This window comes from Halorarum sp. SLYT50, from assembly GCF_059821265.1.
The window spans coordinates 378455-399373 of the sequence record NZ_CM187555.1 but is presented as its reverse complement, the minus strand read 5'-3'; the positions used below and the strand labels follow the sequence as shown (position 1 = coordinate 399373).

General features: G+C 69.1%; 21 protein-coding genes and 1 tRNA gene. 11 read left to right on the top strand and 11 right to left on the bottom strand.

Annotated elements, in window-relative coordinates; all coding sequences use genetic code 11:
- Position 1: 1 nt before the first annotated feature.
- Positions 2-409 (bottom strand): translation initiation factor IF-2 subunit beta, encoded by a 408-nt coding sequence (locus tag AC6RUA_RS02050; protein WP_499814295.1) that lies wholly within the window; start codon positions 407-409, stop codon positions 2-4.
- Between the two features lie 169 nt (positions 410-578).
- Between AC6RUA_RS02050 and AC6RUA_RS02045 the strand changes: the two genes are divergently transcribed.
- Positions 579-812, top strand: coding sequence for a UPF0058 family protein (locus AC6RUA_RS02045; protein ID WP_499814294.1), 234 nt, complete (start codon positions 579-581; stop codon positions 810-812).
- A gap of 116 nt (positions 813-928) precedes the next feature.
- Here AC6RUA_RS02045 and AC6RUA_RS02040 read toward each other — a convergent pair whose 3' ends face one another.
- Entirely contained in the window at positions 929-1417 is a 489-nt protein-coding gene (locus AC6RUA_RS02040) for a DUF555 domain-containing protein (protein ID WP_499814293.1), read from the bottom strand.
- An 89-nt stretch (positions 1418-1506) separates the two neighbouring features.
- On the opposite strand from AC6RUA_RS02040, the gene AC6RUA_RS02035 reads away from it, so the two are divergent.
- A complete protein-coding gene (locus AC6RUA_RS02035) occupies positions 1507-2436 on the top strand; it encodes a sulfide-dependent adenosine diphosphate thiazole synthase (RefSeq protein WP_499814292.1) in 930 nt (309 codons plus the stop codon).
- Between the two features lie 49 nt (positions 2437-2485).
- Here AC6RUA_RS02035 and AC6RUA_RS02030 read toward each other — a convergent pair whose 3' ends face one another.
- On the bottom strand, positions 2486-3400 hold the full coding sequence (locus AC6RUA_RS02030) for a DNA-3-methyladenine glycosylase family protein (RefSeq protein ID WP_499814291.1): 915 nt from the start codon (positions 3398-3400) through the stop codon (positions 2486-2488).
- A gap of 136 nt (positions 3401-3536) precedes the next feature.
- On the opposite strand from AC6RUA_RS02030, the gene AC6RUA_RS02025 reads away from it, so the two are divergent.
- The 5 genes from AC6RUA_RS02025 to AC6RUA_RS02005 all read left to right on the top strand — a co-directional run bounded on the left by AC6RUA_RS02025 (position 3537) and on the right by AC6RUA_RS02005 (position 9467).
- Positions 3537-5306, top strand: a complete 1770-nt coding sequence (locus AC6RUA_RS02025; RefSeq protein ID WP_499814290.1) for a M28 family peptidase — start codon at positions 3537-3539, stop codon at positions 5304-5306.
- On the top strand, positions 5306-6184 hold the full coding sequence (locus tag AC6RUA_RS02020) for an alpha/beta fold hydrolase (protein WP_499814289.1): 879 nt from the start codon (positions 5306-5308) through the stop codon (positions 6182-6184). The genes AC6RUA_RS02025 and AC6RUA_RS02020 overlap by 1 nt, the downstream gene beginning before the upstream one ends.
- Positions 6185-6295: 111 nt before the next feature.
- On the top strand, positions 6296-7567 hold the full coding sequence (locus tag AC6RUA_RS02015; protein ID WP_499814288.1) for an OFA family MFS transporter: 1272 nt from the start codon (positions 6296-6298) through the stop codon (positions 7565-7567).
- Positions 7568-7748: 181 nt separating this feature from the next.
- Positions 7749-7976 carry a DUF8015 family protein gene (locus AC6RUA_RS02010; RefSeq protein ID WP_499814287.1) on the top strand — a complete coding sequence of 76 codons (228 nt, stop codon included), beginning with the start codon at positions 7749-7751 and terminating at the stop codon, positions 7974-7976.
- 492 nt (positions 7977-8468) lie between these two features.
- The gene (locus AC6RUA_RS02005) at positions 8469-9467 is read left to right on the top strand and encodes an ornithine cyclodeaminase family protein (protein ID WP_499814286.1); all 999 of its coding nucleotides are present in this window, start codon (positions 8469-8471) and stop codon (positions 9465-9467) included.
- 51 nt (positions 9468-9518) lie between these two features.
- Here the strand turns inward: AC6RUA_RS02005 and AC6RUA_RS02000 are convergent, their stop codons facing one another.
- The 4 genes from AC6RUA_RS02000 to AC6RUA_RS01985 all read right to left on the bottom strand — a co-directional run bounded on the left by AC6RUA_RS02000 (position 9519) and on the right by AC6RUA_RS01985 (position 13838).
- Entirely contained in the window at positions 9519-10586 is a 1068-nt protein-coding gene (locus AC6RUA_RS02000) for an mRNA surveillance protein pelota (protein ID WP_499814285.1), read from the bottom strand.
- 63 nt (positions 10587-10649) lie between these two features.
- Positions 10650-11393 (bottom strand): DUF4013 domain-containing protein, encoded by a 744-nt coding sequence (locus AC6RUA_RS01995; protein ID WP_499814284.1) that lies wholly within the window; start codon positions 11391-11393, stop codon positions 10650-10652.
- 109 nt (positions 11394-11502) lie between these two features.
- The gene (gene rqcH, locus AC6RUA_RS01990; protein ID WP_499814283.1) at positions 11503-13596 is read right to left on the bottom strand and encodes a ribosome rescue protein RqcH; all 2094 of its coding nucleotides are present in this window, start codon (positions 13594-13596) and stop codon (positions 11503-11505) included.
- Between the two features lie 160 nt (positions 13597-13756).
- A tRNA-Ser gene (locus AC6RUA_RS01985) sits at positions 13757-13838 on the bottom strand.
- Between the two features lie 160 nt (positions 13839-13998).
- Between AC6RUA_RS01985 and AC6RUA_RS01980 the strand changes: the two genes are divergently transcribed.
- Positions 13999-14520 (top strand): hypothetical protein, encoded by a 522-nt coding sequence (locus AC6RUA_RS01980; RefSeq protein ID WP_499814282.1) that lies wholly within the window; start codon positions 13999-14001, stop codon positions 14518-14520.
- Between the two features lie 66 nt (positions 14521-14586).
- Here the strand turns inward: AC6RUA_RS01980 and AC6RUA_RS01975 are convergent, their stop codons facing one another.
- Both AC6RUA_RS01975 and AC6RUA_RS01970 read right to left on the bottom strand, forming a co-directional pair.
- Positions 14587-15243, bottom strand: coding sequence for an AAA family ATPase (locus AC6RUA_RS01975; protein WP_499814281.1), 657 nt, complete (start codon positions 15241-15243; stop codon positions 14587-14589).
- 357 nt (positions 15244-15600) lie between these two features.
- Positions 15601-16116, bottom strand: a complete 516-nt coding sequence (locus AC6RUA_RS01970; RefSeq protein WP_499814280.1) for a CHRD domain-containing protein — start codon at positions 16114-16116, stop codon at positions 15601-15603.
- Positions 16117-16471: 355 nt separating this feature from the next.
- Here AC6RUA_RS01970 and AC6RUA_RS01965 point away from each other — a divergent pair, with 355 nt between their 5' ends.
- The 3 genes from AC6RUA_RS01965 to AC6RUA_RS01955 all read left to right on the top strand — a co-directional run bounded on the left by AC6RUA_RS01965 (position 16472) and on the right by AC6RUA_RS01955 (position 19067).
- Positions 16472-17512 carry a hypothetical protein gene (locus AC6RUA_RS01965; RefSeq protein ID WP_499814279.1) on the top strand — a complete coding sequence of 347 codons (1041 nt, stop codon included), beginning with the start codon at positions 16472-16474 and terminating at the stop codon, positions 17510-17512.
- 304 nt (positions 17513-17816) lie between these two features.
- Positions 17817-18830, top strand: a complete 1014-nt coding sequence (locus AC6RUA_RS01960) for an alcohol dehydrogenase catalytic domain-containing protein (RefSeq protein ID WP_499814278.1) — start codon at positions 17817-17819, stop codon at positions 18828-18830.
- An 81-nt stretch (positions 18831-18911) separates the two neighbouring features.
- Positions 18912-19067 (top strand): hypothetical protein, encoded by a 156-nt coding sequence (locus AC6RUA_RS01955; protein ID WP_499814277.1) that lies wholly within the window; start codon positions 18912-18914, stop codon positions 19065-19067.
- An 80-nt stretch (positions 19068-19147) separates the two neighbouring features.
- On the opposite strand, the gene AC6RUA_RS01950 is transcribed toward AC6RUA_RS01955, so the two are convergent.
- Together AC6RUA_RS01950 and AC6RUA_RS01945 are read right to left on the bottom strand one after the other, a co-directional pair.
- Positions 19148-19894 (bottom strand): TIGR04282 family arsenosugar biosynthesis glycosyltransferase, encoded by a 747-nt coding sequence (locus tag AC6RUA_RS01950; protein ID WP_499814276.1) that lies wholly within the window; start codon positions 19892-19894, stop codon positions 19148-19150.
- A 335-nt stretch (positions 19895-20229) separates the two neighbouring features.
- Positions 20230-20826 (bottom strand): uracil-DNA glycosylase, encoded by a 597-nt coding sequence (locus tag AC6RUA_RS01945; RefSeq protein WP_499815473.1) that lies wholly within the window; start codon positions 20824-20826, stop codon positions 20230-20232.
- Positions 20827-20919: the final 93 nt, after the last annotated feature.

Here is a 20919-nt window from a genome sequence, read left to right as displayed (position 1 = left end):
GTCAGAACGTCTCGACTGGCGAGCGTGCGCCACAGGCGTCACAGGCTAGTCGCGTCGTCCCGTCCTCCGTAACGAGGCGCGTGTCCGGGAGCCCGCACTCCGGACAGACGACGTACTCTCGGGTGTACGACTCCACGACGACCGCCACGCGCTCCCGTTTGAACCGTCCCGTGAGGCGGGCGCGTCCCCGGTCGTCGATGCTCGCGGCGGTCCCGAGTTCGTCCTGGAGGTACCGGAGGAGGTGGCGCGGTTCGCGGGCGAGTCGCTCGACGACTGTCGGGAAGTTCTCGACGACCGTGGTGCTGCCGTCCTCGCGGACCGACGGGGTCGGCACCTCGAACCGGGAGTCGCCGGCCGCCGCCTCGGGACTCTCCTCGACCGCTCGGTCCAGCATGTCGTCGTACTCCATGCCGTTCCATCGTGTTCGGCGACCAAAAACTCTCTTGGCAGATGCTCGTCACGAGTGGACGTAATAGCCTCCTAACCCTGTGGGTAGGCGGTATGAAAACCTGTCGGGTAGCGTGCTAACGAGCCTCAAGATAAGTCTTTAACCCTCCAGAGGCAAGCCTGACTCGTCCATGAAGAAGCAGGAACTCATCCACCTGCACGGCCTTCTCGCGGAGGTACAGAGCGAGTGTGAAGCGCGAGACGAGGAAATCGACCTGACAGAGTACGATGAGTTAGGCGTCAAGCCCACGTCCATTCACCGCTCGAAGACGGACCACAAGGCTGCCGTGTTCAAACTGGCCGAGGGGATCACCTCCTCGGTCGAGGAATCGAAGCGCGAATCGGTCGCCCCCCAGGCAGACTGAACCGAATCCCTTACTCCCACCGCCGACCGGCGATCACCAGCCGTCCGAGTCACACCGCCCGCCGCGTACGTCGTGTCCGAGGGTAGTCGTCGATAGACAGGTCGGAGCAGCCGGTCTCAGTTGTCCTCGCCGACCATCTCCTCGAACTCCGGGAGCAGGTCACCCTCGCCGTCGTCGGTCGCGTTCTCGTCCGTCCCGCCCGGGTCTTCGGGGTCGTGTGAGTCCCCCTCGTCCCCCCGACCGTCCGCGTCCTCCTCGTCGTCCCCTTCCTCGTCCACGGGTTCGACGCGGAGGACCTTCAGCGGGATGTTCTCCAGCCGCTGTCCGATCTCCTTTCGCGCGATGCGCGCGGCGTGTTCGTCCCGTTCGACGTTGAACACGACCATCTCCAGTTCGAGCGCGACCAGGGCCTCGTCGGCGGCGATGAACGCGGGGTCGACCTGCTCGCCCACCTCGTTCTCCCGGTAGGCCATGTTTATCTCGATGTAGTTGAGGTCGGGGTTCAGCATCTCGCCGGTCTTCGAGATGGCGATGCGAACCGCCTCGTCGGTCGTCTCCACGTCGTAGACGGGTACCGCTGCCTCGACGACGACCCTGCGGTCCATGGTGGGTGTATCTACTCGCGCTGGCGACATGAAGCTTCGCCCGACGCGACGCCAACGTTTAATTACTCGGTAGTACTACTCGGTGTTGCATGGAGTTCGACGGATTCAGCGGCGCGAACGAGGCAGCGGTGACGCGCGCCATCGGCGACGCGTGGCACGAGGAGTTCATCGACGGGACCGAGACGGACGTCATCGTCGTCGGCGGCGGGCCCGCGGGGCTGACCGCGGCGACGGAACTCGCCGAACGCGGCGTCGACGTCACCGTCGTGGAGAAGAACAACTACTTCGGCGGCGGCTTCTGGCTCGGCGGGTTCCTGATGAACAAGCTGACCGTCCGCGACCCGGGCCAGACGGTGCTCGACGAACTCGGCGTCCCCTACGAGGAGAGCGAGGAGGCCGAGGGGCTGTACGTGGCGAACGCCCCCCACTGCTCGTCGGCGCTCATCGAGGCCGCCTGCGCGGCCGGCGCGCGGATGCAGAACATGACGGAGTTCACCGACGTGGTCGTCCGCGAGGACCACCGCGTCGCGGGCGCCGTGGTGAACTGGACGCCGGTCCACTCGCTCCCCCGAGAACTGACCTGCGTCGACCCCATCGCGGTGGAGTCGGACCTCGTCGTCGACGCGACGGGCCACGGGGCGGTAGTCGTCTCGAAACTCCACGAGCGCGGCGTCGTCGACGCGCCGGGCGTCGAGCACGCGGCGGAGCACAACGCCGGAATGGACACCACCGCCGACGGGGAGTACGGCGCCCCGGGGCACGACTCGCCCGGCCACGACTCGATGTGGGTGGCCGACAGCGAGGACGGCGTCGTCGAGAAGACGGGGTTCGTCCACGACGGCCTCCTGACGGCCGGACTCTCCACCGCGACGGCCCACGGGCTCACCCGGATGGGACCGACGTTCGGCGCGATGCTCGTCTCGGGCAAGCGCGCGGCCGAACTCGCCATCGAGGAGTTGGGCGTCGACGCCCGACCGGTCGAACTCGGCGGGCGTCGGCCGGTGTCTGCGGACGACTGACTCGTCGCGGGGGTACGGGCAACCGCCCGTTTGTGCGACGGCGACCCGTTCACTCGCCGCCGTTGCGGAGGTGGTGGAAGAGGTACGTCTGCGCGTAGCCGGCGTACGCGCCGCCGAACCGCTCGCGGACGGCGCGGGACGTCTCGGCGTAGTTCCCCCGGTCGCAGTCGGGGAAGTGGTCGGCGATGGCCGACCGAATCCACGTGTCGAGCGGGACGGCTTCGAGAAACCCCAGCGAGAACAGCAGCACGCAGTCGGACACTTTCTCCCCGACGCCGACGAACCGGGTGAGGAACTCCCGCGCCTCCTCGTACGGGAGACTCCGGGCGGCGGCGGGGTCCGCCTCGCCCGTCGCCACCATCTCGGCCGTCCGCTGTACGTACGGCGCGCGGTAGCCGAGCGAGAGGTCGCGGAGGTCGGCCTCGGTCCGCGCGGCCAGTTGCTCGGCCGTCGGGAACGCGTGGTACGACTCCCCGCCGAACTCGACAGAATCGCCGAACGTCTCGGCCATACGCGTCTGCATCCCGTGGATGCGCGAGACGCGCATCTGCGCCGAGCAGATGAACGAGACCAGACACGCGAACGGCGGGTCGCGCACCAGTCGCAACCCCCGGTAGCGCTCGTACGCCCGGTCCAGCAGCGGGAGGTCGGGCGTAGCGCGGAGTATCGCGTCGAGGTCGTCGTCCAGTCGGAGCAGGTGGGTCAACACCGGCACCGCGTCGGTGGTCGACGCCCACTCCAGTCCGCCGTCGACCTGTCGAACCCGGACCACCGCGCGCTCCTCGCTCACGCCGTCGAGCGGCGGGACGACCGTCTCGTACCAGTGGTCGCCGCCGTGGGCGGCGGTCGTCTCGTACATCCGCCCGTCGGCGCGGTCCCACAGGTACGACTGCCCGCTCTCGACGGTCGCCTGCAGGTCGAACGCGCCCGCGACGTCGGCGAGCGGAATCTCCCCCGTCTCCATTGGCGGAGCGAGGGGGGCGACGGGGTTGCCGCTTACGGTTCGTTCTCGCGCGGTTCGCGTGGGAGGCGGCGACGGCCGACCCACACGTTCGTTCCGCGGTCCCAACCCTCATGGTCCGGTCGCCCGAGCACCCGGTATGTCGATGGCCGACTACGACCTGTACGACCGCGACGACCCCGACCTCTCGGGAGTCGAACGGGACCTGTACGACGCGGTGTCGGCGGACGAGCCGTGGGCGCTCGTGGAGCGGTTCGCGGAGTTAGAGCGCGTCTCCGGGAGCGACGACGAGGAGCGCGCCGCCGAGTACCTCGCCGAGCGACTCGACGCGCTCGGAATCCCGCACGAGCGGCACGACCCCGACCTCTACCTCTCGGTGCCCGAGTCCGCGAGTCTCGTCGCAGACGGGGAGTCGTTCGACGCGGTCAAGACCGTCGCGTTCGGCGGGGGCGCGGCGACCGGCGAGGTGGTCCCGGTGGACGACCCGCCGGACGGGGACGGCGGCGGCGTCGACGACCTGCTGTCGGCCGACCTCGGCGACCTCTCAGACGTGACGGGGGAGGTTGCGCTCCTCTCGGGTATCCTCCCCATCGAAGCCGTCGAGGACCTCGAGAGGGCGGGCGCGGCCGGCGTCGTCGTCCACCACCCGCACGAGCGGGAACCCCACGAGGGAATCGCGACGCCGGTGTGGGGCGGCGCGCCGACGCCGAACGGGGCGGCCCGCGCACCCGACATTCCCATCGTCACCGTCGCGAACCCGGTCGGCGAGCGCCTGCGCGAGATGGACCGACCGGAGGTGTCTCTCGAGGCGACGACGACGACCGGGTGGAGGTCGTGCCCGCTCGTCGAGGCGCGCGTCACGGGACGCGCCGACCCGGACGACGACGACTTCGTCCTGCTCCACGGCCACTACGACTCCTGGCACGTCGGGGTCGCGGACAACGCGACGGGCGACGCCGCGCTGCTCGAACTCGCGCGGGTGTTCCACGAGCACCGGACGACCCTCGCGCGCGACCTGCGGGTCTGCTGGTGGCCCGGCCACTCGACCGGCCGGTACGCCGGCAGCACGTGGTACGCCGACGAGCACGCCCTCGACATCCGGGAGTCGTGCGTCGCGCAGGTGAACGTGGACTCGCCGGGGGCCGTCGACGCCACCGAGTTCGAGGACATGGTCGTCTGGATGCCGGAAGCCGACGCCCTCTGTCGGGACGCCCTCGTCGACACCTGCGGGAAGGAGTCGACCGAGAACCGCCCGCCGCGTGCGGGCGACTACTCGTTCTCGAATCTCGGGGTGACGGGCGCGTTCATGCTCTCCTCGAACATCCCGCGGGCGGTGCGCGACGCGCGCGGCTACCACGCGGTCGGCGGCTGCGGCGGCCACGCCGACGCGTGGCACCTCTCGACCGACACGCTCGACAAGGCCGACCCGGACGTGCTGGTGCGGGACGTGCGGGTGTACGCCACCGCGCTGGCCCGCCTGCTGCGCGCGGACGTCCTCCCGCTGGACCACCGCCACACGGTCGAGAACCACCGCGAGACGCTCGCGGCGTACGACGACGCGAGCGGGTTCGACCTCTCGTCCGTCCGGTCGGAGGCGGAGGCGCTGGCGGAGGCGCTCGACGCCTTCTACGCCGTCGTCGAGGAGGGGGGCGTCGACGACCGGGTCGCCAACGAGACGGTGAAGCGGCTCTCGCGTGAACTCGTCCGCGTGAACTTCGCGACCGAGGGCGCGTTCGCACAGGACCCGGCGTACGACCGGCCGCCGTACCCCGGCCTCGCGCCCGTCCGGGAACTGGACACGCTCGACGACCACGAACGACGGTGTCTGGAGGTCGAACTCGGGCGCGAGCGGAACCGCGCGGTGGCGCACCTCCGGCGGGCGCGGACGGCCGTCGAGGGGGTCGTGTAGTGCCCGTCGCGGACCTCCGTGGGACCGATATCTACTACGAGACGCGCGGCGACCCCGCGGACCCACCGGTGCTCGCGCTCCACGGCGGGCCGGGCATCGGCGACGGCCGCAAGCCGCTGTCGGCACTCGAATCGCTCGCAGACGACTACTTCCTCGTCGTCCCGGACCACCGCGGCTGCGGCCGGTCGGAACTCGTGCCGCCGTACACGAACGAGCGGTTCGCCGCCGACGTCGAGGCGCTCCGGCGCCACCTCGACCTTCCCCAGGTCGTCCTCGTCGGTGGCTCGTACGGCGGGTTCGTCACTCAGCAGTACGCTACCGACCACCCCGAGCACCTGCGCGCGTTCGTCCTCCGGGACACGGCCGCGACGCCCGAGTACGACGTCGCCGCGCGCGAGGCGGCCAGCGAGCGACTCCCCGAGGTCCGCGAGCGGGGCATCGACGTGCCCCACATCACGGCGGAGGAACTCGACCGGGTGATGGACGGGGAGGTGCGCTCGGACGAGGAGTTCGCCCGCCTGTTCCACGGGATGCTCCCGCTGTACGCCCCGTCGCTCGACGCGTTCGACGCCGACGCGGCCCGCGAGCGCATCGAGGCGCTGAACTTCCACCACGAGACGCACAACCAGGTGTTCGCGGACGTGTTTCCGGCGATGGACTACACCCCGGACCTGCCCGGAGTCGAGGCGTCGGCGTTCGTCACAGTCGGCCGACACGACTGGATAACGCCGGTCGCGGCGAGCGAGGAACTCGCCGACCTGCTCCCGGACGCCCGCCTCCGGGTGTTCGAGGAGAGCGGGCACAACCCCCACCTCGACCAGTCCGCGGAGTGGTTGGCCGAGACGCGGGCGTTCCTCGACGCGGTCGGGCACCGGTGACCGGGACGGGCGAGCGGTGAGGGGAACCGGTCGCCGGTCGGTCGACGGTCGTCCCGGCACGACACCGACCGAAGACGGAACCCTGATTTGTCGGACCCCGTACCGAGTCCCATGAGCAGCGACGCCGGGTCGACGGGCGGCGGGGACATCGCCGCGCGAGCGCGCGAGGAGTTGGGGTTCTCTCGGTGGTGGCAGGTGGCCGCCGCCGCCGTGATGATGGGGCTGGTGAGCCCCTACCAGTACGTCTGGTCGTCCATCCAGTCTCCGCTGGCGGAGTCGCTGTCCATCTCGCCGGAGGCCATCGGGTTCGTCTTCACGCTGTTCGTCATCTTCCAGTCCGGGTCGCAGTTCCCCGTCGGCTGGATACGCGACCGGCACGGCCCGCGGGAACTCACGCTGGTCGCGGGCGTGCTCGCGGGCGGCGGTTACGTCGGTCTCTCGTACGCGACTGCGGTGTGGCAGCTCTACGTGCTGTACTCGCTGGGGGCCGTCGGCGTCGGCATCGTCTACACCGTCGCCGTCAACACCGCGCTGAAGTGGTTCCCCGACCGCCGCGGGCTGACGACCGGCATCGGGACGATGGCGTTCGCGGGCGGGTCGGCGCTCGTCGTGCCGTACGTCCGCGCGAACGCCACCGTCGGCGCGTACGCCGACGTGCTGTTCAACCTCGGGCTGCTCATCGGCGTCGGCGTCCTCGTGGGGGCGGCCGTGTTGCGCGACCCCCCCTCGGGGTGGCTCGACGGCGTCTCGACCGACGGCGGCGCGGACGAGAACGACGAGGACGAGACGTTCACGCGGGGCAAGCAGTACACCGCCAGCGAGATGCTGCGGACGTGGCAGTTCTGGCTGATGTACGGGATGTTCATCGGCGTCTCGGCGGCGGGGCTGATGCTCACCGCGCAGGTGGTCCAGTTCGCCGACGCGCTCGGGTTGACCGCCGTCACCGCCACCGCTTCCGCGACGGTGCTCCCCATCGCCGGCGGCATCGGTCGCCTCGTCGTCGGTGACCTCTCGGACCGGGTGGACCGCGAGCGGGCGATGGCGGCGTCGTTCGCGCTGTGCGGGTTGGGCGTCCTCGGCGTCGTCTACTTCGCCCAGCGGGGGGCGGCGCTCCCCTTCCTCGGGGCCGTCGTCGTCGCGACGTTCTTCTGGTCCCCCCAGTACACGCTGTTCCCGAGCGTGGTCGGCGACTACTACGGCCGACAGCACTCCTCGGCGAACTACGCGCTGCTCTACTCGGGGAAGATGTGGGGTGGCGTCTTCGGCGGTGCCGTCGTCGGCTGGCTCGTGGGCGTGACGTCGTGGCCGGCGGCGTTCGCCGTCGGCGGCGCACTCGCGCTGCTCGCCGGCGGTGGTGCGCTCGCGCTCCGCTCGCCCCGCTAGCTCCCCGGTAGGGTCGCATTTCTCACGCTAGAACCCCCTATTCTCCAGAATCCGGGCGTGTGAGACACTCACTAGCTGGTTCTCTCATAACTTATGAGTACCCAACGGGTTCTATCCGGAAGAAGTACAGAGGAGGTATGCAAAACATTATATGGCCGGTGTGCCTACTGTGTAGTACGTTATGACTGGATACCACGACTACGTTCTCGGCCTCATCCCGGCCGCGCTGCTCGGAATCACCGCTCTGCTCGCGATGACCGGGTTGCCCGTTCGGATGGCCGTACCCGTAGGGGGCGGCGCCGCGGCGCTGCTCATCGCGCACGCCATGTTCGTGCGCGGTCCGGTCACCGCCTCGCCCGAGACGCCCGACGTCAGCGCGGGCTCCGGACCGGCTCCGAACGCCGACTGAGCGGGTTCTTCCTGTTTCTCCGACTCCGACTTTCGATTTCCGTGCCTCCCCGAAGCTCTCGCTTCGCCAACGAGCCTTCCCGTCTCTCTCGCCGGCGTCGTCGAACCGCGAACCCGAGGTTGGTCGGCTCCCGGGTAGAGGAGAGCGCCGAGCGCCAGACTCGACCCGCGAGACTCCCGTCGTCAGCCGACGACTCAGGAGTCGTACCCTGCCGACTCGGTCGGCAGGTTACCTCGACGGTAGGTGAGCCGGAACCGAACGTCGCCGTCGTCGCGTCTACCATCTCCTGTTGACCCGGGTGTCGAAGTCGAAGGAGAACGTCCCGTCGGGGAGCGTGTGGGACACGAGCGAGAGCGCGAGTTCACAGCCCTCGGCGACCGTGAACTCACCCGTCGCCGTGTCGCCGGTGACCTGACTGGGTCCGACGAGAGACAGTCGCCGACCGTGAGGAGAGCGGCAGGGCTTTTCTCCCCGGCCGCCGAACCGCCGCCGATGACCGACGCGCTGTACCTCTCTCACGACGACCTCTCGGGGCTGGCGACGACGGACGAGTACGTCGACGCGGTCCGCGAGGCGTACCGACAGGTGGGCGAGGGCGCGCCCGCCGAACCGCGGACGAAACTCGTCTCCGAGGACCCCCCGGGGATGTTCACGACGTACGCGGCGGTGCTCCCCGACACCGGCGCGATGGGCGGCTACATGTACAGTGCGGGATTCGGCGCGCGCGACGCCTGGTTCATGACGCCGCTGTTCGACGCCGAGTCGGGCGAACCGCTGGCGCTGCTGGACGGCGCCGGCATGAACCCGTTCAAGACCGGCGCGGCCGGCGCGGTTGGCGTGGACGCGCTCGCTCGGGAGGACGCCACCTCGCTCGCGCTCATCGGGAGCGGCGCGCAGGCGCGGGGGCAGCTCAAGGCGGCCGCGACGGTCCGCGACCTCCAGACGGTCTGGGTGTACTCGCCGACGAAAGAGCACCGCGAGGCGTTCGCCGGCGAGATGAACAAACTCCTCGACGCGTCCGTCGCGGCGGTCGCCTCGGCGGCGGCCGCCGTCGAGGACGCGGACGTCGTCGTCACCGCGACGAACGCCGACGAACCCGTGTTCGACGGCGACGCGCTCGACCCGGGCACGCACGTCACCGCGATGGGCCAGTACGACCCGGAGAAGCGCGAACTCGACCACGAGACGATTCGCCGCGCGAAGTACGTCCCCGACCTCCGCGCGCGCGTCACGAAGGACGCCGGGTCGTTCATCTCCGCGCTGGAGGCCGGCGTCGTGACCGAGGACCACGTCCACGCCGAACTCGGCGAGGTGGTGGCGGGCGTCGAACCCGGCCGCGAGGACGACACGGAGGTGACCGTCTTCGACTCGGGCGGGACGGGCGTCGAGACGGCCGCGGCCGCCTACCTGCTGTACAAACGGGCGGTCGAGGAGGGGCTGGGGACGACCATCGAGGTGTCGCCGGCGAGTCGGGCGCTGACCGGCGAGTAGCGCGCGAGGACCCGCCTCGTAACGGAGGGAGCGTGATTCGCGCCGGCGCGACTACTGCAGCCGGTAGCGCAACAGCGCCGCGACGCCGCCGAGGTTCTTCAACTGCTCACCGGGGGCGAACTCCGCGGAGAACACGACCACGTCGCCGCCCTTCTGCTCGACCGTCTCGATGAGGTCGTTGGCGTCGACGTCCCACTCGCCCTCGCCCTGTCGCTCCTCGCGGAGTCGGTCGTCGAGCACGAGCAGCGTCTCCACCGCGCCGAACTCGGCGGCCTCCATCGTCTCCGCCGCGCCGTACGTCGCCTTCGCTCCCTGCGCGATGCGCTCGGTCAACTGGTCGATGAGGTCCGCCTCGCGGGCGATGCGCGTCTCCTTCTGCACGTCCGCGACCGCACCACGCTTCAGCACCTCGTGGACGCCTCGGTCGCCCGCCGCCGACGTGTCGACGACGGTGATGCGGTCGTCCAACTCGCGGAACTCCTCGGCGATGTGGTCGCGGGCGTCGTTCTTGGTGAACCCGGGTCCAGCGAGGATGACCGCGTCGGGGTCGAGATGCGCGAGCGCGCTCCCGAGTTCCGCGAACAGTTCCTCGCGCGGACGGGCGTACTCGCCCTTCCCCGTGGGCTTGGTGAAACTCGCGTACTCCTCGGTGCCGTACTGCTGGACGGTGTGGATGTACGCCGCGCCCTCCTCGACGGTGGCGATGGCGACGTCGGGCGCGCCCGCCGCCTCCTCGGCCTCCTCGATGCGTTCCATCTGGTCGGGCTTGAAGTACTTCTCGACGGTGAGTTCGGTGCGCTCCTCGACGTTGACCGTGTGGTGGTGACCCACCTCGTCCTCCCGCGACGCGCTCACGATGACGCCCCCCACCCGGAGGCGGTTGGCGAAGCGGGCGAACTCCACGTCCTCCACCTCGATGGTGACGCTGATGTGCTCCCGCTCGCCGCCGCTGTCCCGGAGGTTCTCGTCGTCCCGCTGGATGCGGCGGGTGGTGTCGGCGTCGACCAGGTCGCCGGGTTCGAGGACGTGCGAGAGGTGCCAGAGGTCGTCGGTCGTCTCGGGGACCAGCGTGAGGCGCGTGCGGCCCTCCGCGCCGCGGCCGCGACCTTCGATTCGCATGCCTCCGAGTCCGGCGGGCGGCTACAAAGGCCTTCTTGGACGCCGGTCGTGTGGTCGCGTCCGTCAGCTGACTCGTTCGCTCGCGGGCGACATCGACGCGCGCGCCTCGGCGAACCCGCGTCCGAAGCAGTAGTAGGACGCGACCTGCGCGTAGAACAGCAGCGGGATACCGACCAGGAGCGCCGAGAGCGGAGCCGCGACGGTCCCGACGACTGCGGCGAGGAGGACGCCGAGGACGACGCCGACGAGGTAGTCGGAGGTGAAGACGACCTGTCGAATCGTCCCGAGTTCGAACGCCGCGCCCAGCCGGCCCTGCACGGCGAAGTTGGTCATCGCGGCCGGGAGGACGTACGCGAGCAGCAGCGAGAACACCATCACGACGACCACGAGGAGGAGCGTGACCGTGCCGAGCGCGGCGACGTTCGGTTCACCTCCGTTCCCGCTCGACAGCACGCCGACGCCGAGACCGGCCACTGCGACGAGCGCTATCGTCGGAACGACGACGACCAGGCCGTACACCAGACTCACGACGAGGAGTTTCACCCCGTCGACGAACAGCCCGCCCCAGTTCGTGAAGGAGGGAGCGGCCGTCTCGCCGTTCGCGGCCGAGCGCAGGACGCGCAGGAGGTACCCCTGTACGACGAGCGAGACGGGGAGCGTGAGGAGCACGGCGACCAGCGCCAGCGGACCGAGCACGACCGTCGACAGCGACGCGAAGAACGGGACCGCGAGCAAGACCCCCCCGATGAGCAGCGTCGCAATCCGGTCGTCGCTCTCGAGCGGGTACCGGAGCGCGTCTCCGAGCATACCGACGACTCACCCACTGCCCGCAAAACACTTTCCCTCACCGTCACGCACTCGTGCGGTCTTCGCACACCCGGCCGCTCGGAGCGAGCGGACTCGCGTGCCCGCGGGCTCAGCCGTCGACGAGGTCCGACCCGCCGGGCGGGAGGAACTCCTGGATGCGGTCCGCCGAGGCGACCTTCCTGACGAACGACTGGTCGGCGAACCGTGACTTGAACTCGCGGTAGCACTTCACGGCGGCGTCGTTCTGCGCGAACTTCCCGGGGCGGAGTTCGACGGAGGTGGCCGTCCGGGGTTCGACGGCCGACGGTGGCCCGCCGACCACGCGGGTCTCGGGTTCGACCTGAATGCCCACGGCGACGCGGGCGGGCACGTCGCGGTAGTAGTCCCGGTCGCCGCGGATGACGAACCCGCCCTTCTCGATGTACTCGCCCGACTCGGGCGTCTTCGACACCTGGTCGGGCGTCACGAGGTAGGCGTCGCCCGCGCCGCGACCGTCCTTCCAGACCGATGAGTACGAGACGGCGAACTGCGCCGCCTCCTCCCTGCTTCGCTCGGGGATGGTGACGTCGGTCGCCGGTTCCGAGGGGCCGGTCGCCTTGACGACCGTGACGGGCCCGCCGTGCGCCTGGGCGTGGAGGAACAGGTCGTCGCGGTTCAGGTACTTCTTCACGAGCTCCTCGTTCTGGTCGGCGTTGCGCCCGCCGATGACGAGGAAGTCGTCGCTCGTGTGGAACCACCGGAACCGGTCGTACCACTGGTCGCGCTCGCGGACCGGGACAGAGGGCCGCGAGAGCCAGTCTACGTCCTCCGTCTCCTCCTCCCCGTCGCTCTCGTCCGCTTCGTCGTCGTCGCGAGTCCACTCCTCGCGCCGCCGCTTCACCGCTTCCAGTTCCGCGCGGGTGTTCTCGATGGCCTCCTCCGCGCCGGCCTTCTTCTCCTCGACGCGTTTCGCCTCCTGGTACAGTCGGTCGGCGTTCTTCTCCGGCCCGGTCGAGGCGTCGAGCGTGACGGTGGTGCCGCCGAGGTCGACCGTGACGGTCCCGTCCGAGCCGTCGACACCCTGCACGGCTTCCGCCTCGGGGATGCCGCGGTCGGCACCCTCGAGGAACGTCTCGTCTATCTCCTCCCAGCTTCGTCCCTCCTCGCGGGCGCGCTGAATCGTGTCGACGACGGCGGCCACGAGGTCGTAGTGGGCGTACACCGACTCGGCCTTCTCGCGTTCGGCCTGCGCCTGCTCCTCGAAGTCGTCGATGGCCCCCTCCTGCTGCTGGATGATGCGCTTCTGTTTCTCGATCTCGGCCTGGAAGTCCGGCGAGTCGTCGACGTCCTCGTCCTCGGTGAGGTCGAGTCGGTGGAAGTACTCGTCGAGGGCCGCATTGAAGTCGTCGTACGCCTCGCTCTCCAGCCCCGCGCGCTCCTCCAGCGGGAACGGCGTCACGTCCACGACCGACCCGTCATCCAGGTAGACGCGCGGGTCGAGGTCGCCCGCCCGCAGGCGCTCCGCGAGGCGGTCGATGGCGTCGTACACCGCCCGGTACTCCTCTTCGGTCGCGTCGGCGATGTCGCGGGTCTTCTCGACGCCCGCCCGGGTGCAGAACTCCTCGGCGTATAGGCCGCCGAGGTTGAGTTGCGTAGCCAGCGTCCGCACGACGTCCGTGTCGGACTCGTCCATCCGCGCCGCGAACGCCTCGAAACGCACGTCCAGCGGATTCATCCGCGACTGGGGGTACTCGTAGGTGCTCCCCGGCGCGACGGTTCGAGACTTGAGTCGGACCGTCTCGATGCTCCGTTGCACCTCGCGGTTCTCGTCGAGGACGACGACGTTCCCCTCGCCGAACAGTTCGGCGACGACGGTAGTGTCCTCGTCGGGCCGTTCGAACGCGAACGTGAGGATGCGGTCGAACTCGTACTGTTCGACGCCGGCGAACTCGCCGCCTCCGAGGCGCGCCCGGAGGGTCTTCGCGAACTCCGGCGGGCGGCCCGGCGCGTCGGGGACGTGTTCCGGGGCGGCGACGTGACACCGCTTCACCTCGCCCGTCTCGACGAGGAGTTCGACCCGCCCGCGGTCGAAGTCCCGGAGTTTGAAGCGGACCAGGCCGTCGCCGTAGAGGTAGACCTTGTCCACCTTCGCGCCCTCGTGGCGCCGGAGTTCCCCGACGAGGGCCGCGAGGTCGACGCTTGTCATCTCGCGTTTGGGGTCCATCTTGGACACCCGTTTCGGGGGGCGACGTTTGGGCGTTGCGGGATTGTGCCGTCTGGTTCCCGTTTGGAGGGCTGTCGGTGTGATGACAACCTCGCAACGGTGAGGCCGTACACCGTCGGTCGGGGCGACGGCTCGCCCGTGTAACGTCCACGACAGAAGGCGGTGGGGCTGGGATTCGAACCCAGGAGGCTTGCGCCACCTGCTTTCAAGGCAGGCGCAATGGGCCACTCTGCCACCCCACCTCGTCGATGGGTACCGATTCTGGTGGCATAGGCCTGACGGTCCCCGAATTCGCTCGCTCGCGCCCACTCACAATGCACCCAACTCACTGGCTCGCTGGGCCATCCAAGCTCGTTGAATCGACGAAATCGACTGCCGTATGGCGATTCCGGGGTTCACATCATGCCATCTACAGGTAGCCACCACGAATACGAGTACGTCGAGGGGGTCGTCGTCGTCTCGGAACCCGCGCGAGCACTCCTGAACGACCGCCAGCTGGTCGACTACACGCACGAACGGACCGAGCTCATTCGCTGGATGACGCACCTCGGCAAGGACCCCGACCAGGCCGAGGGCTACTCGTACGACGTGGTGAAGCGGCGCGCGACCGACATCGATCGGTTCCACCGCTACATTTGGCGTGAGCACACCGACGGGTACACGACGGCCGTGACTCACGAACACGCGGACGCCTACACGCGCGAACTCGCGTACTCCGACTACTCGGACAGTCACAAGGCGAACACTCAGAAGTCGATCCAGCCACCGGTCACCGGAGACGACCATGAAGTACGACCAGACGCCGACCGAAGACCGCCGCGACGCGCTCGAACGGATGGGACGAACGACGAGAACGTGAGAGAAGTTCCTCTGCCGCCAGACGCAATGGGGACGAAGGACTCTGTTGAGAAGGTCAACATCTGAGAGGAACTGCGTGCTGAATACAGAGGATGGATTCACCGATCCGGTACCTACAGGAAGAGATGCACCTCAGTAGGAATCAAGGACGATTCGTAGCCACTGGCGTGTGGCGGCAACGGACTCTCCGAGAGTCAACTCACTCGTGTTCAGTGTCTCGTAAGGAACCTCTTCGGGGACGAAATCGGCGTCTTTCAGCGCCTGATTGTAGGAGACGTGGTTGTCGATGTACTCCTCGGTGTGGGACTCGCGCCAGTCGGGGCGGCCGCGCAACCGCTCGGTAAGGTCTGCGTCGTTGGCGACGAGTGCGAGATAGTGGATGGCCGGAAAGTAACGCCGGTGAGTCGGCGACTCCAGGTTGTCCGGGTTCATTCCCGCGCCGAACAGGAGCACCGGACGTCCCGACTGGTGGAGATTCGCACAGAGGCGTAGGTAGAGGTCTCTGTACGTCTCATCCTCCATGTTGGCACCGGCGTCCCACAGCATGTCAGAGTCGAGCGGGACGACGGAGTCGGTCACGTCGTCGCCGTCGGTGATGGCCTTCCGGACGAACTCGCGGAGCACGGTTGACTTGCCGGCCCCGCTTGCCCCCGTGACGACGAGCAAGGGAAGGAACTGGCACGGATGCTCGTAGCCGCAGTCGGGGCAGACCGCGGTCGCGTGCTCGCTCGTCTTCTTGACGGCCTTCTCGGGCGTCAACTCTCCACAGTTCCAGCAGACGTCGAACATAGGAGATGGATTAACTGGGACGAGAAATGTATTCCGCAGAGGTCAGTAATTCGTGCGAACGTGGCGACTCGCTCCTCACGTTTGTCTTCTTACCGCGTCCGGGCTACCTACCGACGGTTTCGCTGAGGGAGAGTCCACGAGATACGCTCTGTGTATCCAGCACGGCTCCCGAAGATCACTTATCGAGAGTTTCAACGAGGCCACTGGAGTGCGATCCAGTCGTCCCATTCGACGCCGAGCGTCTCGTAGAGTCGGTCCAAGGTGAACTGGTTTCGAGGCTCCGTCACGGTATCCCGATTCGCGTACATCCCCGCTTCCCAGTACGCCTCCCAGAGGGGGAGACGTTCGTCGGGAGTCTCAGCGAACCTGTCCTCTGACTTCGCCGCCCGGGTGAGCGACGGTGTGAACGTTGACGTAGGCGTTACCCGATCGGAGGAGCGCGACGAGATCCGCCATCGATCCCCCGCTGAGCGGTCCGACCAGGTCGTCGGCGGTGAGCGTCGATTCCGCGAGCACCCCGTCGAACCGACCGTCTATTTGCCGTGACGGTGGGCCACCCGCCGGGTACAACCAGGCGACGACCGAGCCGTTCGACCCGGCGGGAGCACTGTGGACGTGGGCCATGAACACGTCTTCTAGGTTGGCGACGATCAGTTTGTAGCGGAGTTGGTCGCCCGCCTCACCGAGTCGAAAGACGGTCTGTCCCCGAGCCTTCGTTTCGACCGGCGGGACTTCGTCGTCGCCCGACAGGTGCGCCCGAAAGTTACGATCGTGGCCGCGCGCAGACGCCACACCGGTACCGGCTACTGTCAGTCCCCCGAGTCCGACGGCTCTGAGGACCCGTCGTCGTCGCAGCATGGTGTTCGTGTTCATACCGCGTACAGGGACGGCCGGTGGCTATATTGTTATTCTCCCTCCACGATTCGAAATTCAGCGCTAACTCCCGGTGGTCTTCCGGACGACTCGATTGCTGTGCACCTCGTTCCGACTCAGCGCGTCGCTTCTATCCGGTGTCGAGTTTTCGACGAGGTCGTCCCGGTGGGGGTTCGAGAGACGCGCTGTCTTCAGAACTTGAGGACTCCCGGCACTAGGGCCGACTATCGTGTCGGGGTGGTCCCCTGACTAGGTGTGTGTTCGATAAACAGTTCTGCGAGCCGGTCCGTCCGATTCGCTACACTCTGTGATACGTGGTAACAACCGGTATGACAGTAGAAATTCGACCCTCGATATGGTCAAGTTCGCACCTCGGCCCGGGCAGATTGACCCGACCATCGACGCGCCCAATTCGCCTAGAACTGGCGTCCCGATGAAGCCGCCGCCGCTCGACGACGGTCCGTTCGACGACGCCGCGGAGTGTCTCGCCAAGGTCAAACTCGAACGGTTCTCCGCGTCGGGCGCAAGTTTCGGTGGACAGGCTACCATCGCTTGGGAGACGGAGATGCCCGCGGACTGCGCCGGGATCCGGTTCGAGATCGACCACCAGCGCGTGGGGCCGTCCGGGGAGATGACGGTCAGTCCGTCGCGGACGAGGACCTACACGCTCTCGGCGGTCCCGTTCGGGGCGCAGACCGGCACGGTACTGGGGAGCGCCACCGTCGTCGCCGGGAAAATCGTCGGTCACAGCCGGGTGAACGGCGAGTGGGTCAGTACGCCGTACCCGGCCACTCACGACGCCGCGGCCACGGCCGCGAAGGAGATTTTCGACCGTCTCGACGAAGCCCACCGTCGGTGCCTCTTCGGGAAGGTGATCGAACTCCACCTCGTCCCCTTCGGCGCGAAACTCACCGACCTCCCGCCGTGGGAACACCTCTCCGGCAACACGAAGGGCGGCACTCCGTGGGACGAGGCCGAGGGAGCCGGCGGTCGCCTCCGCGGGGACGGTCGCATCGTCATGGCCGTCGCCGAGAAGGAGACCATCGACCTCGGCTCGGACTGCCACGAGTACCCCGTCGGCTACGTCGTGGCTCACGAGATGGCGCACACGATCCTCGGGACGCCGACGAACGGGTCGTTCCGTCGCCACGCGGTGTTCGAGGAGGACCTGGACCGGCTACGGGACGCGTTCGACGGGCGGGTGGACGCCGGCGGACCGTTCCTGCCCGGTGTCGCGGTTCTCGGTGGGAACGTGGACTTCGAGGAGTACTGGGCGGAGGGGACCGCGGCGTTCTTCGGGTACCCGTGGGACGCCACCGACGCCGGGATGTACACGCCTGGATGGCTCGAACAGAACGACGAACCGCTGTTCGACCTGTTGCAGTCGGTCTACTAGTCTCGGAACTCACGGATCCTCGTTTCGTCCCGGTCCGGTCCACCCACGCGCGCTCGCCCGGCAGGGGCAACCGATCGGCGAGACCGACCCCGTCTCGCTCCCCGAACTGGCGACCCGGCTGGTGGCCGCCGGCGAACCCGTCGCGGTGGAGACGGACCCCGCTCTCGACCCCATCGTCGGCCACCCGAGCCGGGTGGGGGAACTCCTCGAGAACCTCGTGCGGAACGGGTACGAACGACGGGGTCGTCCCTCCGACGTTCGGCCGCGCGAACACCTATCCGTCCCGTGGTCCAACCGAGAGTCGATGCGCGCCGCAGCATTCACCGAACTGACCGGGCCGGACGGCGTCGAAGTCGTCGAACGGCCGACCCCCGACCCGGGTCCCGGCGAGGCGGTCGTCGACGTCGAGGCGTGCGCTCTCAACCGCCACGACCTCTGGATTCTCGAGGGCGACTCCGCGATGGTCGACGCCGACGACCTTCCCTTCGTTAGCGGACTCGACCTGGCCGGCGAGGTTCGTGACGTCGGCCGAGACGTGACCGCGGTCGTCCCCGGGGACGCAGTCGTCCTGTGTCCCAACGAGACCTGCGGGACCTGTCGCTTCTGCCGCGAGGGTCCCGAGACGCTGTGCGAGCGCTTCTCGCTCTATCACGGCGGCCTCGCGGAGACCGCGCTCGTGACGGCCGACCGCCTCGTGGCGCTCCCCGAGTCGGTCGACGCCGTGACGGCCGCCGCCCTCCCGACGGCGTACATGACCGCGCGCCAGCTGCTCAGGCGCGCCGAGGTGCGGTCGGGCGACCTCGTGTTCGTCCCCGGCGCGACCGGCGGGGTGGGCGTCGCCACCGTCCAACTGGCGGGTCTCCTCGGCGCTCGGACCGTCGGGACCTCCTCGTCGGCGGCGAAACTCGACAGACTCGACGTTCTCGGACTCGACCACGGCGTTCGCGCGACCGACCCCGACGAGATACGGGACGCGGTACGGGCGGTGGGAACGCCGGACGCCGTGGTGAACCACCTCGGCGGACCGTACACCGAACTCGGACTGGACCTCCTGCGCCGCGGAGGGCGGATGGTCGTCTGCGGGCGCACCGCCGGTCGGCGCTCCGAACTCGACGTGCCGGACCTGTTCCTCGGCCACAAGCGCGTCGTCGGGAGCACGATGGGAACCCAGCCCGACCTGGAGACGCTGGTGGACCTGGTCGCCGCCGGCGACCTCTCGCCCGAAGTCGACGCGACGTACCCGCTCGCGGAGACCGGCGACGCGTTCGCCGCGATGCGGGACCGCGAGAGCGTCGGCAAACTGGTCGTGACGACCTGACGCTCCGAGCGCCGTCCGCAAGTATCATCGGGGATACTCGTGGGCGAACGTTTATCCGTGGGAAGTCCTCAGCCGTCGCTGATGACGACCTCGAACACGCAGTGTGAACACTGTCACGCGGAGTTGGGACCGGCCGACATCGCGGAACCGAACGCGGGTGACCACCGCTGCAAGCGGTGCGGGGGTCGCGCCCTCCGGAACCGGAGCGCCGTGAAGCGAGTGTACGGGGCCGACTGAACTGCCTCACGCCGAGAAGTCCCGTTCTCCGGGTTCCGGTACGCCGAACGGTTCGGGGCGCCGGCCGACAGATGTCCGATTCAGCCGTCGAGTACGAGCGTCTCCTCGCGGACGCGCAGACCGCGCTCGTGGACGAACGTCGCCGTGTGTTCGGGGACGACGCGCTCGGCGGCGACGCGCGCCCACAGCGTCGGGAGCAGGTCGCGCAGGTCCCGCCCCGTCTCGACGGCCACCTGGAGCGGGAGGAACTCCACGCGGTGGTCGGCGTCGCGCGCCCGGTCCGTCAGCACCTCCAGTTCGGCCCCGCCGAACGCGTCGGCGTAGTCCACCGGCGCGGTGAACCCCGCGAAGTACGTCCGGCCGCGCGTGCTCGGGCCGAGTACGGCCTCGTTCGTCCGGAGCTTCATCGCCGCCGAGTCGACGACGGTCCGGGTGAGCAGCGGCGCCGTCCCCCTGACGACGGCGACGGAGCCGGCGCCCTCCTCGCGCAGCAGGTGGGTCGCGGTGTTGCCGGCCCGCGCGGAGAGCGTCGACCCCACCTGTCGCTCGAAGCGCGCGTCCGTCACGTCGCCCAGCGCGTCGCCCGCGAGCGCGCGGAGTTCGGCCTCGCTCGCGGTGTCCGTGACGTGCTCGTCGGGCAGCAGGTCGTCGGGGCGGAAGTTCACCAGCAGGTCGCCGCCGGACCGCTCGACGGCGCGGAACGTGTCCTTCAACAGGGCGGCGTAGAGGTCCGCGGCGTCCGTCGGCGAGAGCGGCGACGTCTCGGCGAGCGCCGGGAGCGCCAGTCCGGGGCGGGGCGGGTCCGCGAGGACGGCGACGACTGTCATGGTGGGGGTCGGGGCGGGGCGTCCTTACCCTTTATCAAATCGCGCGCCGGTACGTCGCCATGGACGCCACCGCCGCGCTCGTCCGTCTCGGCTCGCTCGCCGTCTCGCTGCTCGCGGTGCTCGCGCTCTGGGCGCTGCTGTCCGCCCTCGTCTTCGGCGTCCCGGGGTCCCGCTCGTCGGTCTCCTCGCGTCGCTCGCGCTCCTCGTCGTCGGCGTCGTCGCGGCCGTCGCGTGGGGGCGCCGGAGCGCACGCGCGTCGTGGGAGACGCCGTACTGGTGACCCTCGCTCGAGCGCGCGGTCGGCCGCGACGGCCGTCCCCGCCGTCGGCCGGCCGCTACCGACTCCGCCGTCCCTTCGTCTGTCGGTAGTCGCGCGAGAAGACGTTCCCCAGGACGTGCTCGACGAACGCGTCCGCGCGCTCCTCGGTCAGATTCGGGAGGTCGACCATCGGGAGGAGTTCGAACCCCCGTCCGCGGACGGTGGTCGCGTGTTCCTCGGTCGCGTCGAAGCTGTCGGGCGCGCGGGTGGTGTACTCGACGGCGAGCGCTTCGAGCGCCCGCTGACCGACCGGGACGATGAGTTCCGGGTTTATCATGCGGGCCTCGGCGTTGAGGAACGGCTCGCAGTTGGCCTCCTCCTCGTCGGTCGGCGGGCGCTCCGGGTGGCGACACCGGGTCAGGTACGTGAGGTAGACGTTCTGGAGGTCCGGCTCCGGGTCGTCCGGCTCCGAGCGCGACAGCCCCAGGTCGCCGAGGACGCGCTGGAGGCGCCGCCCCGCCTCGTCGCCCGTGAACGGGACGCCCGTCTCCTCGGCGCCCGCCGAGGGCGCCTCTCCGAGCACGAGCACCTCCGCGCCCGCGTCGCCGTAGCCGTGGACGACCCGCTCGCGACAGTCGACGAGCGCCGGACAGTTCCGGCAGTCCTCGTCCATCCCGAACGGGTTCGCGAGGTCGTCCTGCGTGAACACGGGTCGACTCGGGGCTTCACGGGAATAACGGTGGGGGTTCGACTCCGAGTGGCCGCG